Consider the following 12,558-nt stretch of genomic DNA (forward strand, 5'->3'; position numbering starts at 1 on the left):
GGTCAGCGGCTTTTCAATGCAGCCAGGCTTGATCAGATGGTGATCAGCGCCTTGACCTTGTTCATCGCATTCTTCTCCAGCTGGCGAATACGCTCAGCCGAAACGCTGTACTTGTCAGCCAGCTCATGCAAAGTAGCCTTTTCTTCCGCCAACCAGCGCTGGTAGAGAATATCGCGGCTACGATCATCCAGGCCTTGCAGTGCTTCGTGCAGGTTGCTGGTGGAGTTGTCGCTCCAGTCGGCATCCTCCAGCTGCACAGCCGGGTCGTAACGGTGGTCTTCCAGATAATGCGCTGGCGACTGGAAGGCGCTGTCGTCATCCGCTTCGGCTGCCGGGTCGAAGGCCATGTCCTGGCCACTCAGGCGGCTTTCCATCTCGCGCACTTCGCGAGGCTCGACGCCGAGGCTTTCCGCCACGCGATGCACTTCGTCGTTGTTCAGCCAGGCCAGACGCTTCTTCTGGCTACGCAGGTTGAAGAACAGCTTGCGTTGGGCCTTGGTGGTGGCCACCTTGACGATGCGCCAGTTGCGCAAGATGAATTCGTGGATCTCTGCCTTGATCCAGTGCACGGCGAAGGACACCAGGCGCACGCCCATCTCCGGGTTGAAGCGCTTGACCGCCTTCATCAGGCCGACGTTGCCTTCCTGGATCAGGTCGGCCTGGGCCAGCCCGTAGCCTGCATAGCTACGCGCGATATGTACAACGAAACGCAGGTGGGCCATCACCATTTGCCGAGCGGCCTCGAGATCCTGCTCGTAGTAGAGACGCTCGGCCAGATCACGCTCCTGCTCGACAGACAGCAGCGGGATGCTGTTGACCGTGTGCACGTAGGCTTCCAGGTTTGCACCGGGTACCAGGGCATAGGCAGGTTGCAACGATGTGGTCATTCAAGAACCTCCGACTTACAAAACTCGCGCCTTGTGAGCGCTGACAACATTGACCCGGAACGACCGTACAAGTTCCATCGTGAAGAAAATGTCAATGCTGGCACGTAAAAACTATCGCGGTGCCAGCTCGTTCAAGTGACGGGCGACTGCGATCCATGCACCGATATACCCCAACAGCACCGCTCCGATCAAGAGCGAAAGACCGTCGGACGCCGGCACCCCGCCCAGTGCGAAGTCACTGCCATACAGCCCGGACAGCCCTACCACGGCCTCGTTCAGCCAATTCAGGCCAAAAGCCAGGATAGCCCAGGCCAACACGCCCGCACCCAGGCCGTACAAGGCGCCCATGTACAGGAAAGGCCGGCGTACGTAGCTGTCGGTGCCGCCTACCAGCTTGATCACTTCGATCTCGATACGGCGGTTTTCGATATGTAGCCGAATTGTGTTACCGATTACTAACAGCAGCGCAGAAATCAGCATCACTGCCAAACCGAAGACAAAGCGGTCACCCAGCTTGAGGATTGCAGCCAGGCGCTCCACCCATACCAGGTCCAGCTGCGCATTCTCCACCCTTGGCAGCTCCGACAGGCGCTGACGCAGAGCTTCCAGGGCCGGCTTGTCGACTTCGGTCGGGGTCACCACCACCACACCGGGCAAAGGGTTATCAGGCAGCTCGCGCAGGGCTTCGCCCAGCCCGGACTGCTGCTGGAACTCTTCCAGGGCCTGCCCGGGGCTTACGTACTGGGCGTCGGCGACACCCGGCATGCGCCTGATGTCGTCACGCAGGGCTTCACCCTGCTGGCTGCCCGCATCGAGCTTGAGGTACAGCGAAATCTGCGCAGCGCGCTGCCAGGAGCCACCCAGCACCTCGATGTTCTTCAACAGCAGCGACAGGCCCATGGGCATGCTCAGGGCCACGGCCATCACCAGGCAGGTAAAGAAGCTGCCAATCGGCTGCTTGCCCAGGCGTCGCAGGCTATCGGCCAGGCTGGCGCGATGGCTTTCCAGCCAGGCGTGCAGCAGGGTGCGGAAGTCCGGGCCGTCGTCGTCGTGATCGCCGCCCTTCTTCTTGGCCGGCTGCGGGTCGGCAGCCTTGGGCGCAACGCGCTCGGAAACCTTTGGTGTACGTGTAGTGCTCATTGCCCGGCCTCCCCATCGCCGATCAGACGACCGCGCTGCAGGGTCAGCATGCGGTGGCGCATGCGCGCAATCAGTGCCAGGTCGTGACTGGCGATCAGAACCGTAGTGCCCAGGCGGTTGATGTCCTCGAATACGCCCATGATCTCCGCAGCCAGGCGCGGGTCGAGGTTACCGGTGGGTTCGTCCGCCAGCAGCAGGGCTGGCTGGTGAACGATGGCGCGAGCGATACCAACCCGCTGCTGCTGGCCAGTGGACAGGTCGGCCGGGAACAGCTCGCCCTTGTCGGACAGCGAAACGCGCTCCAGCGCCGAGTCCACGCGCTTGGCGATCTCGGCCTTGGACAAGCCGAGAATCTGCAACGGCAGGGCGATGTTGTTGAACACCGTACGGTCGAACAGCAGCTGGTGGTTCTGGAACACCACACCGATCTGCCGGCGCAGGAACGGGATCTGTGCATTGCTGATCTGGCCCAGGTCCTGCCCGGCCAGCATCAGCTTGCCGCTGGTCGGGCGTTCCATGGCCAGCAGCAGGCGCAGCAAGGTGCTCTTGCCCGCGCCCGAGTGCCCGGTGACGAACAGGAATTCGCCCCGGCGCGCCCGGAAACTCAGCTCATGCAAGCCGACATGGCCGTTAGGGTAGCGCTTGGCAACCTGTTCGAATCGGATCATGGTCAGTCTCGCTCGGCGAACAGAGCCTTGACGAACGGCTCGGCTTCGAAAGTACGCAGGTCGTCGATCCCTTCACCGACGCCGATGAAGCGGATCGGGATGTTGAACTGCTTGGCCAGGGCAAAGATCACCCCGCCTTTGGCAGTGCCGTCCAGCTTGGTCAGGGCCAGGCCGGTCAGCTCGACGCTCTGGTTGAAGTACTTGGCCTGGCTGATGGCGTTCTGCCCGGTACCGGCGTCAAGCACCAGCAACACCTCATGCGGTGCCTCGGCGTCGAGTTTGCCGATGACCCGACGGACCTTCTTCAGCTCTTCCATCAGGTTGTCTTTGGTGTGCAGACGGCCGGCAGTGTCGGCGATCAACACATCGACACCACGCGCCTTGGCAGCCTGCACAGCGTCGAAGATCACCGAGGCAGAATCGGCGCCGGTATGCTGGGCGATCACCGGGATCTGGTTACGCTCACCCCAGACCTGCAGCTGCTCCACGGCAGCAGCACGGAAGGTATCACCGGCAGCCAGCATGACCTTCTTGCCTTCCTGCTGCAGCTTCTTGGCCAGCTTGCCGATGGTGGTGGTCTTGCCGGCACCATTTACGCCGACCACCAGGATTACGTAGGGCTTGTTCTGCGCCTGGATCTTCAGCGGCTGCTCGACCGGGCGTAGCAATGCGGCCAGCTCTTCCTGCAACGACTTGTACAGCGCGTCGGCGTCAGCCAGCTGCTTGCGGGCAACCTTCTGGGTCAGGTTCTGGACGATGGCCGAGGTCGCCTCGACGCCGACGTCGGCGGTCAACAGGCGGGTTTCGATCTCGTCGAGCAGGTCGTCATCGATGACCTTCTTGCCCAGGAACAGGCTGGCCATGCCTTCGCCGATGCTGGCGCTGGTTTTCGACAGGCCCTGCTTGAGGCGGGCGAAGAAACCGGGCTTGGACTGCTCGGTGGCAACCGGGGCAGCCACCACGGGGGCTGGTTCCGGTTCGGCGCGCGCAGGGACCGCGACAGGGGCCACGACCACCGGCTCCGGTGCCGGACGCTCCGGTATCACCGGTGGCGCCTTCGGCTCAAAGTCTGGCACCAGCGCCACAGGCTCTTCGGCTACCGGAAGCACCAGGTTGCTGACAGGCGCGGCATGCTCGACTACCGGGGCAACCTCGACCGGCGCCGCTAGCGCAGGCTTCGAGGCGACAGGTTCAGGTGCCGGTGCAACCAGCGGCGCAGAGGCAATCGGCTCAGGCTCGGGCACCTGCACTGGCTGGGAAGCGACCGGCTCTGGCACAGGCACATCGACCACCGGGGGCAGAGGCTCGACCGGTGCAGGCTGCTGCGCCTCGACAAGCGGCTGCTCGACTGCACGCTGCGGCGCTACCAGCTCAGCCGGCTGCACCTCGGGCGTTTGAGGCTCGGGCGTTTGAGGCTGTTCGGCGACAGGTTGCTGCGGCTTCTTGCGAAACCAGCTGAACAGGCCTTTTTTCTCGCCAGCGTCGGCCGGCGCTTTTTTGTCGTCGTTGGAACCAAACATGGAAGACGGCTATCTCAGGGTAGCGATGGGCCAGCAGTTGGCGCATCGGGAATTCTCTAAACGCAGAACAGACTATTTTGAATCCGACTGGTTCATGCGCAATGTTTTGCCTTAATGGGCCTGCGGGCCAGAACGGCGACAGGCATGGTCGCCAGGCAACCGGATCAGTATCCTAGCACCTCCTTGCCCGCCGACGCTAAACCAGCGGGCCGCCGAACAGGTTAATCACCGTATGAATGCTCTAGCCCGCCGCGCCGCTGGCCTGTTGCTCAGCACTCTCTGCCTGCCGCTTGCGGCCTTTGCCGCCGACGTGCAACCGACCCACGAATTCATCCTCGACAACGGCCTCAAGGTGGTCGTGCGCGAAGACCACCGTGCCCCGGTGGTCGTCTCGCAGATCTGGTACAAGGTCGGCTCCAGCTACGAGACTCCGGGCCAGACCGGCTTGTCCCATGCCCTGGAGCACATGATGTTCAAGGGCAGCGCCAAGATCGGCCCCGGCGAGGCCTCGCGCATCCTGCGTGACCTCGGTGCGGAAGAAAACGCCTTCACCAGCGACGACTACACCGCCTATTACCAGGTGCTGGCCCGCGACCGCCTGCCGGTGGCCCTGGAGCTGGAGGCCGACCGCCTGGCCAGCCTGCGCCTGCCTGCCGACGAGTTCGCCCGCGAAATCGAGGTGATCAAGGAAGAGCGCCGCCTGCGTACCGATGACCAGCCAAGCTCCAAGGCCTTCGAACTGTTCCGCGCCATGGCCTTCCCGGCCAGCGGCTACCACACCCCGACCATCGGCTGGATGGCCGACCTCGAGCGCATGAAGGTCGAGGAACTGCGCCACTGGTATGAATCCTGGTACGCACCGAACAACGCTACGTTGGTGGTGGTCGGCGATGTCACCGCCGATGAAGTGAAGGGTCTGGCGCAGAAATACTTTGGCAGCATTCCCAAGCGCGCGGTACCACCCGCCAAACTGCCGCTGGAACTGGCCGAACCGGGCCAGCGCCTGCTGACGCTGCACGTGCGCACCCAGTTGCCGAGTTTGATCTACGGCTTCAACGTCCCAAGCCTGGCCACCGCCAAAGACCCACGCACCGTGCATGCCCTGAGACTGATCTCGGCCCTGCTCGATGGCGGCTACAGCGCGCGCATGCCGGCACGCCTGGAACGTGGCCAGGAGCTGGTGGCCGGCGCCTCGTCCAGCTACAACGCCTTCACCCGAGGCGACAGCCTGTTCCTGATCTCGGCCACGCCGAACGTGCAGAAGCAGAAGACCTTGGCTGACGTCGAAAATGGCGTCTGGCAATTGCTTGATGAGCTCAAGACCACTCCGCCGAGCGCCGAAGAGCTGGAGCGCGTGCGTGCCCAGGTCATCGCTGGCCTGGTCTACGACCGCGACTCCATCAGCAACCAGGCCACCACCATCGGCCAGCTGGAAACCGTCGGTCTGTCCTGGAAGCTGATCGACAGCGAGCTGGACGAACTCAAGCGCGTCACCCCGGAAGACGTGCAAAACGCCGCACGCACCTATTTCACCCGCGAACGCTTGAGCGTTGCCCATGTACTGCCCGAGGAGTCCGCTCATGAGTGATCGCAGCGCACCACGCTACACCCTGATCGGCACGGGCATCATCGCGCTGGTGGTGGCCGTGGCCGCCGTGCTCGCCCGGCCGGCGCATTCCGAAGCCGAAAGCAGCGCCGCGCGCACGGCCAATACCCTGCAATCGCTGGCCGAGCTTGACGGCAAGGCCCCCAGCCGGCGCCAGCTGAACATCCAGAACTGGACCACCGCAGAAGGCGCCCGGGTATTGTTCGTCGAGGCCCGAGAGCTGCCGATGTTCGACCTGCGCGTGACCTTCGCCGCTGGCAGCAGCCAGGACGGCAACACCCCGGGCCTGGCTACCCTGACCAACGCCATGCTCAACGAGGGTGTGGCCGGCAAGGACGTGACCGCCATCGCCGAAGGCTTCGAAGGCCTGGGTGCCGACTTTGGCAACGGTTCCTACCGCGACATGGCCGTGGCCTCGCTGCGCAGCCTGAGCGTCAAGGACAAGCGCGAGCCAGCCCTCAAGCTGTTCGCCGAAGTGACCGGCAAGCCGACCTTCCCGGAAGATGCACTAAAACGCATCAAGAACCAGCTGCTGGCCGGTTTCGAGTATGAGAAGCAGAACCCCGGCAAGATCGCCGGTAAAGCCCTGTTCAGCAAGCTCTACGGCGACCACCCTTACGCTCAGCCAAGCGATGGCAGCGCCGAGAGCGTGCCAAATATCACCCTTGAGCAGCTGCGCGCCTTCCACGCCAAGGCCTATGCCGCTGGCAACGCGGTGATCGCCCTGGTCGGCGACCTCAGCCGCGAGGAAGCCGAGGCCGTCGCCGCCCAGGTATCCGCCGCCCTGCCCAAAGGCCCGGCACTGGCCAAACCGGCCCAGCCGGTTGAACCCAAGGCTGGCGTTACCCATATCGATTTCCCGAGCAAACAGACTCACCTGATCCTCGCCGAGCTCGGTATCGACCGCCAGGACCCGGACTGGCCAGCCCTGTCGCTGGGCAACCAGATCCTTGGCGGCGGCGCCTTCGGCACCCGCCTGATGAGCGAAGTCCGCGAAAAACGCGGCCTGACCTACGGCGTCTACTCGGTGTTCAGCCCGATGCAGGTGCGTGGCCCGTTCATGATCAACCTGCAGACCCGTGCCGAACTTAGTGAGGGTACGCTCAAGCTGGTTCAGGACATCCTCGCCGACTACCTCAAAGGCGGCCCTACCCAGCAGGAGCTGGACGATGCCAAACGCGAACTGGCCGGCAGCTTCCCGCTGTCCAACGCCAACAATGCCAGCATCGTCGGCCAACTGGGCGCAATCGGTTTCTACAACCTGCCACTGACCTGGCTGGAAGACTTCATGCAGCAGTCCCAGGCGCTGACCGTCGAACAGGTTAAAACGGCGATGAACAAGCACCTGGCAGCCGATAAACTGGTGATCGTCACCGTTGGCCCGAAAGTGCCACAGCAGCCACTGCCTGCCCCCACTGACAAACCGTCCGAGCAGCCGCTCGGCGTACCGGAGCACTAATGCCTAGATCCACCCCTCCCGCCCGCCCGCAGCAGGGCCAAAGCAAGGGCCAGGGTCACCTGCGCATCATCGCCGGCGAGTGGCGCAGCCGCCGCCTGGCGGTACCGGAAGGCGAAGGCCTGCGCCCCACGCCTGACCGCGTGCGCGAAACCGTGTTCAACTGGCTGGCGCCCTATATCGAAGGCGCCCAGGTGCTGGATGCCTTCACCGGCAGTGGTGCCCTGGTGCTCGAGGCGCTGTCCCGTGGCGCCGAGGATGCCGTGGCACTGGACAGTAACCCGGCGGCCATCAGCAACCTGAAGAACAACCTCGAGATCCTGCGCTGCCCGCGCGGGCAGATCCTGCAGACCGACGCCCTGCGCTACCTGCAGAACCCGGCCAAGCAGCAGTTCGACGTGGTGTTCCTCGACCCGCCGTTCCACCAGGACCTGCTGGCCAATACCTGCAATATGCTGGAACAGAACCAGTGGTTGCGCGAACAGGCGTGGATCTACACCGAAAGCGAGGCGGCCCCGTCGACACTGCCGATGCCCGGCAACTGGCGCCTGCACCGCGAAAAGAAGACTGGCCAGGTGCATTACGCGCTGTGGCAACGGGCTGATCCCGCCGTAAATCGTATTTAGTTACCACAACCACGCCGTCGGCATGGTTGAAGCTGCTCCCTCGTTTTCGCAGGAGCACTTCAACCATGATCGAGCGCCCTTCTCCGCCCACCCAGGGCAGCACTGTACAAACTTTCACCCTTGCCAACGGCCTGCGTATCTACCTGCGCGAAGACCATCGTGCACCGCTGGTCAGTGCGCAGCTTTGGTATCACGTCGGTTCGAGCTACGAGCCAGCAGGCCATACCGGTCTCTCCCATGCACTGGAACATCTGCTGTTCGAAAGCAGCAGCAAACTGAAAAGTGGCCAGTATTCCGCCATCGTGACCCGCCTCGGCGGCGAACCGAATGCCTCCACCACCACCGACGCCACGGTCTTCCCGCTGACACTGCCAGGCAGTCGGCTCGAAATTGCTCTGGAGGCCATGGCCGACGTCATGGCCAGCGCCACGATCAGTGATGCACCTTTCGCTCGCGAACTGGACGTGGTCATGGCCGAACGCCGAGAGCAAGTCGACAACGACCCTTTGTCACTGGCACTGGAGCATCACGATTCACTGGCCTACGGCAATGGCGGCTATGGCACGCCAATCGTTGGTCACAAGGCTGACCTTGAACACCTGACCCCGGCGGCTGCCCGAACCTGGTACCGGAGCTGGTACCACCCAAACAATGCCACGCTGGCAGTCGTCGGCGACATCACCCAGCTACAGCTGCAAACCTTGGTAACCCGGCACTTTGCAACGATTCCCGCCAATCGCCTGTCGGCACGCCAGACCGCTACCGCCCCGCCAGCGCAAGCTCGACGCCATCAGACACTGCGTCTGCCAGGCCTTTACACCGGCACCATTCTCAGCTTCAACCTCCCCAGCCAGTGTACCGCCCAGGCTGCCGAGCAAGCCTACGCATTGCGGCTACTGCCCGATCTGCTGGCTGATGGGTACAGCAGTATCCTGCAGCGGCGACTGGTTCTGGATGACCCGATTCTGCGGGGCCTGCGCTCATCCTACGAACCCTGGCAGCGCGGCGACAGCCTGCTGGTTCTCTACGCATATTGCAGCCAGCAGATAACACCGGAGATCGCAGCCGAAAGGCTGATGCTGGAAATCGAAGCGTTTCGCCAGTCGGCACCATCCAAGGAAGACCTTCAACGTGCCAAGGCTCGCCTGTTGGCCAGGCAAATGTTCGAAAGGGACGACATCGACAAGCAAGCCCAGGCCATCGGCAAACAGGCCGCCTGCGGCCTTGACCCGGTAGCCCTGGACAATGAGCGACAAGCCATCGAAGCCGTAACAGCCGAACAGGTCGGCCTGGCAGCTCTTGAGTTTCTGACCGATTCCCGCGCTGCCATTACGTTCATGCACAACAAGGAGAGCGCTCATGCATGACTCGACTGCAACCCAAAACAGCATTTACGGCGGCCTGGTCTCTGCACAGGGACTCGACCTGAATCAGTTCGAGCCAATCCGCACTCATGTGCAAGCCTGGACGACGGAAGCAGGCACAACCGTGAAATTCGTCGAAGCCCGCGGGTTACCTATCGTCGATGTAGTACTGAGGTTCAGGGCCGGCACTGTCCAGGACACTGTGCACCCCGGCCTGGCAGCCCTGACGCTGTACATGCTCAATGAAGGTAGCCAGCAGTACACGGCCACCCAGCAGGCCGAGCATCTCGAACGCCTGGGTGCAATCTTCGAAAAGCAGATACGTCTGGAGCATGCGACGCTGAGCCTGCGTAGCCTGAGTAGCCCGGCCGTGCTGGAGCCGTCCCTGGCGCTGTTCACCAACCTCGTGGCACAGCCGGCCTTTCTTCCCTCTGCTCTGAATAAGGTCAAACAGAAGTTGCTGCAGAGCAGCGCTTCAAGCGATCGACATCCCGTATTGAGGGCGCGCAGCGAAGCCTTCCGCCACTTATTCAATAGCCATCCTTATGGCTGCCCACTGGGCAGCACCGTGCAGGGTGTAACGGCGGTTACTACAGACGATTTGCGCACATTCCACCAACGCGCCTATTCCGCCAGCAATCTGGAGATGGTCGTGGTCGGCGACCTTTCTCTCTCTGAAGCTCAAGCACTCACACGTCAGATCAGCCAGGCTCTGCCACAGGGCTGGTCAGCAGCAGATCTGCCAACGGTCCCGGCCGCCACCGACGCAACCCTGAAAGTCGAACAGCCTGGCGCGAGCAGTGCTGGCCTGCTGGTACTTCCCATGAACGTGCCCGCCAATGATCCGGAGTTTCCCGCCTTGGTGCTGGCCTGCGATGTACTGGGAGAAGGGCTCGAATCGCGCTTGATGGTGGAACTGCGCCAACGCCGCGGCCTCACTTACGGCGTACATACCCACCTATCGCCGTTACGGGCAGGCGGGTTGTTCAGCGTCGAATGGGAAGTCGCACCAACGTACGTGGAAGGTTCTCAGGCACTGGTGGTGACCCTGCTGCGCGACTTCATCGAGCAAGGGCCAACCCAGGCCGAGCTGCAAGTGGCACGCAAACAACTGGAAGGAAAGTTGCTGCGTGATGTCGCCCAGAACAAGCGCCTGGCGGAATTGCTCTCGGAGCTGACCCATCAAGGTCAACCTGACGATTATCTCAACACCTACTTCGAGCGCACCAACAGATTGACCCCGGCAGATGTCCGCGCCGCCATGCAGCGCCATCTCGACCTAAACTACAGCGTACAGGTCAGTGTCGGCCCAAGCGTGGAGCAGCAACCTCTGCCAGCCCCCGACCAATAGCGCAGGTACAGTGGCGGCGTTTCATGGCACTGTACGCAGGCACATCACGAGTCGCTCAGCATGCCCAGTCTCACCGCCACATTCCGCCCGGCCATCGGCCTGTCCAACCCCCACCTGCAAACCCTGTGGGGGCCACTGTGGCGCAAGTTGCCGGAACTGGAACGAAGCCGCGAACGCCTGTGGCTGGCCGATGGCGATTTTCTCGACCTCGACTGGCATGGGCCACATAGCCCGGATGCGCCGCTGGTGCTGGTGCTGCATGGTTTGACCGGATCGTCCCGCTCTCCCTACGTCAAAGGCTTGCAGCAATCGCTGCAGGCCCGCGGCTGGGCAAGCGTGGCGGTCAACTGGCGGGGCTGTTCGGGTGAGCCCAACCTGTTACCGCGCAGCTACCATTCCGGCGCCAGCGAAGACCTCGCCGAGGTGGTCGCCCACCTGCGTGCCCAGCGTCCCTTGGCACCGCTGTATGCCGTCGGCTACTCGCTGGGCGGCAATGTGCTGCTCAAGTACCTGGGGGAAAGTGGCACGGCCAGCCAGCTGGAGTCGGCCGTGGCCGTGTCGGTGCCGTTTCGCCTGGATCAGTGTGCCGACCGCATCGGCCAAGGCTTTTCCAAGGTGTATCAGGCGCATTTCATGCGCGAGATGATGGCCTATGTGCAGTTGAAGCAACGGCACTTCCGCGACCGCGGGCATCACGAGGGGCTGGCCGCGCTCGACCGGCTTGGGCACTTGGGCAGGTTGAAAACCTTCTGGGACTTCGACGGTAAGGTCACCGCGCCGCTCAACGGTTTCAGCGATGCCCACGATTACTATCGCCGTTCATCGAGCCGATTCTATCTAGGGGAAAACCGCACGCCGACGCTGATCATCCATGCCACCGATGACCCGTTCGTGTTCGGCCACAGCCTGCCCACGGCCAGTGAACTGGCACCGCAGACACAGTTCGAGCTGCATGAGCGGGGTGGGCATGTGGGGTTTGTCGACGGCAGCCTGCGCAACCCGGGCTATTACCTGGAGCGGCGGATTCCGCAGTGGCTGGTCGATGGTCAGTGATTATTCGCCAGTCGCCACACCGTGCTTGGGATCATTGATCCACTCACTCCACGACCCTGCATACAGCCTGCCCAACGGATACCCCGCCAGCGCCAGGGCAAACAGGTTATGGCAAGCCGTCACCCCTGACCCGCAATAGGCCACCAGTTGCTCTGGCGAGCGCCCTGCCAGCTTTTCGGCGAAACGTTGCTTGAGTTGTTCAGGTGCCAGGAATTGCCCATCGGCACCGAGGTTCTCGTTGAAGGCCGCGCACTGGGCGCCGGGAATATGCCCTCCCACAGGGTCGATCGGCTCGACTTCGCCTCGAAAGCGCGGCAACGCACGGGCATCGATGAGGGTCAGGTCAGGGCTGCCCAGCCGCTTGGCCAGGTGCTCGGCATCAATCACCAGCTTGGCGTCCGCCTCACCATTGAACGTCCCCTTGCGTTTGGCCGGCGCATCCAGGCTCAGCGGCAGGTGCGCCGCATGCCAGGCCTTGAGGCCACCGTCGAGGATAGCCACGCCACTGCGCTTGCCCAGCCAGACCAGCAACCACCAGGCGCGGGCGGCAAAGGCGCCAGGGCCATCGTCGTACAGCACCACTTCGCTGTCGTCGTCCAGGCCCCACTCGCGCAGGCGCTCGACCAGCCGGTGCGGGTCCGGCAACGGGTGGCGGCCGGTGCGGCCCTTGCTGACCGGCCCGCTCAGGTCACGCTCCAGGTCGGCAAAATACGCCCCGGCGATATGCCCCTCGGCATAACTGCGTTGACCGTAATCCACATCCTCCAGGGCAAAACGACAATCAAGGATCACCAGCTTGGGCGAGTCCAGACGCTCGGCCAGCTGTTGCGGGGTGATCAATTGCGCAAGGGGCATGACAATCTCCTGATCGATGGCTCGAAGACCTT

Annotated in this window: 11 protein-coding genes; 6 read left to right on the forward strand and 5 right to left on the reverse strand. The window is 63.0% G+C overall.

The features are described from left to right. Nucleotides 1-32 precede the first annotated feature (32 nt). The 4 genes from rpoH to ftsY all read right to left on the reverse strand — a co-directional run bounded on the left by rpoH (nucleotide 33) and on the right by ftsY (nucleotide 4,215). A complete protein-coding gene (rpoH, locus tag BGP85_RS27855) occupies nucleotides 33-887 on the reverse strand; it encodes an RNA polymerase sigma factor RpoH (RefSeq protein WP_079230062.1) in 855 nt (284 codons plus the stop codon). 111 nt (nucleotides 888-998) lie between these two features. Next, on the reverse strand, nucleotides 999-2,027 hold the full coding sequence (gene ftsX, locus BGP85_RS27860) for a permease-like cell division protein FtsX (protein ID WP_079230063.1): 1,029 nt from the start codon (nucleotides 2,025-2,027) through the stop codon (nucleotides 999-1,001). Beyond that, nucleotides 2,024-2,695 carry a cell division ATP-binding protein FtsE gene (ftsE, locus tag BGP85_RS27865; protein WP_012274659.1) on the reverse strand — a complete coding sequence of 224 codons (672 nt, stop codon included), beginning with the start codon at nucleotides 2,693-2,695 and terminating at the stop codon, nucleotides 2,024-2,026. Before ftsE ends, ftsX begins: the two co-directional genes overlap by 4 nt. 2 nt (nucleotides 2,696-2,697) lie before the next feature. After that, nucleotides 2,698-4,215 carry a signal recognition particle-docking protein FtsY gene (ftsY, locus tag BGP85_RS27870; protein ID WP_103446096.1) on the reverse strand — a complete coding sequence of 506 codons (1,518 nt, stop codon included), beginning with the start codon at nucleotides 4,213-4,215 and terminating at the stop codon, nucleotides 2,698-2,700. A gap of 232 nt (nucleotides 4,216-4,447) precedes the next feature. Here ftsY and BGP85_RS27880 point away from each other — a divergent pair, with 232 nt between their 5' ends. The 6 genes from BGP85_RS27880 (at nucleotide 4,448) to BGP85_RS27905 (ending at nucleotide 11,671) form a co-directional block, all read left to right on the forward strand. After that, nucleotides 4,448-5,803, forward strand: a complete 1,356-nt coding sequence (locus BGP85_RS27880; RefSeq protein WP_103446097.1) for a M16 family metallopeptidase — start codon at nucleotides 4,448-4,450, stop codon at nucleotides 5,801-5,803. Then, complete coding sequence (locus BGP85_RS27885) at nucleotides 5,796-7,280, forward strand: M16 family metallopeptidase (protein ID WP_103446098.1); 1,485 nt, start codon at nucleotides 5,796-5,798, stop codon at nucleotides 7,278-7,280. The genes BGP85_RS27880 and BGP85_RS27885 overlap by 8 nt, the downstream gene beginning before the upstream one ends. Continuing rightward, nucleotides 7,280-7,903 carry a 16S rRNA (guanine(966)-N(2))-methyltransferase RsmD gene (gene rsmD, locus BGP85_RS27890; protein ID WP_103446099.1) on the forward strand — a complete coding sequence of 208 codons (624 nt, stop codon included), beginning with the start codon at nucleotides 7,280-7,282 and terminating at the stop codon, nucleotides 7,901-7,903. Before BGP85_RS27885 ends, rsmD begins: the two co-directional genes overlap by 1 nt. A gap of 65 nt (nucleotides 7,904-7,968) precedes the next feature. After that, nucleotides 7,969-9,270: a M16 family metallopeptidase gene (locus BGP85_RS27895; protein ID WP_103446100.1), complete on the forward strand. Its 1,302-nt coding sequence runs from the start codon at nucleotides 7,969-7,971 to the stop codon at nucleotides 9,268-9,270. Further along, nucleotides 9,263-10,618 carry a M16 family metallopeptidase gene (locus BGP85_RS27900; RefSeq protein WP_103446101.1) on the forward strand — a complete coding sequence of 452 codons (1,356 nt, stop codon included), beginning with the start codon at nucleotides 9,263-9,265 and terminating at the stop codon, nucleotides 10,616-10,618. The genes BGP85_RS27895 and BGP85_RS27900 overlap by 8 nt, the downstream gene beginning before the upstream one ends. 60 nt (nucleotides 10,619-10,678) lie before the next feature. Further along, nucleotides 10,679-11,671, forward strand: a complete 993-nt coding sequence (locus tag BGP85_RS27905; RefSeq protein ID WP_103446103.1) for a hydrolase — start codon at nucleotides 10,679-10,681, stop codon at nucleotides 11,669-11,671. On the opposite strand, the gene BGP85_RS27910 is transcribed toward BGP85_RS27905, so the two are convergent. Continuing rightward, the gene (locus BGP85_RS27910) at nucleotides 11,672-12,526 is read right to left on the reverse strand and encodes a sulfurtransferase (RefSeq protein WP_103446104.1); all 855 of its coding nucleotides are present in this window, start codon (nucleotides 12,524-12,526) and stop codon (nucleotides 11,672-11,674) included. Between the last annotated feature and the right edge of the window lie 32 nt (nucleotides 12,527-12,558).

Source organism: Pseudomonas putida (genome assembly GCF_002906855.1).
In the GTDB taxonomy this organism is placed as follows: Bacteria; Pseudomonadota; Gammaproteobacteria; order Pseudomonadales; family Pseudomonadaceae; genus Aquipseudomonas; species Aquipseudomonas putida_N.

Excerpts from the sequence above, each read along its gene's own strand:
- rpoH (WP_079230062.1), bottom strand. The coding sequence starts at position 887 with ATGACCACATCGTTGCAACCTGCCTATGCCCTGGTACCCGGTGCAAAC.
- ftsX (WP_079230063.1), bottom strand. The coding sequence starts at position 2,027 with ATGAGCACTACACGTACACCAAAGGTTTCCGAGCGCGTTGCGCCCAAG.
- ftsE (WP_012274659.1), bottom strand. The coding sequence starts at position 2,695 with ATGATCCGATTCGAACAGGTTGCCAAGCGCTACCCTAACGGCCATGTC.
- ftsY (WP_103446096.1), bottom strand. The coding sequence starts at position 4,215 with ATGTTTGGTTCCAACGACGACAAAAAAGCGCCGGCCGACGCTGGCGAG.
- BGP85_RS27880 (WP_103446097.1), top strand. The coding sequence starts at position 4,448 with ATGAATGCTCTAGCCCGCCGCGCCGCTGGCCTGTTGCTCAGCACTCTC.
- BGP85_RS27885 (WP_103446098.1), top strand. The coding sequence starts at position 5,796 with ATGAGTGATCGCAGCGCACCACGCTACACCCTGATCGGCACGGGCATC.
- rsmD (WP_103446099.1), top strand. The coding sequence starts at position 7,280 with ATGCCTAGATCCACCCCTCCCGCCCGCCCGCAGCAGGGCCAAAGCAAG.
- BGP85_RS27895 (WP_103446100.1), top strand. The coding sequence starts at position 7,969 with ATGATCGAGCGCCCTTCTCCGCCCACCCAGGGCAGCACTGTACAAACT.
- BGP85_RS27900 (WP_103446101.1), top strand. The coding sequence starts at position 9,263 with ATGCATGACTCGACTGCAACCCAAAACAGCATTTACGGCGGCCTGGTC.
- BGP85_RS27905 (WP_103446103.1), top strand. The coding sequence starts at position 10,679 with ATGCCCAGTCTCACCGCCACATTCCGCCCGGCCATCGGCCTGTCCAAC.
- BGP85_RS27910 (WP_103446104.1), bottom strand. The coding sequence starts at position 12,526 with ATGCCCCTTGCGCAATTGATCACCCCGCAACAGCTGGCCGAGCGTCTG.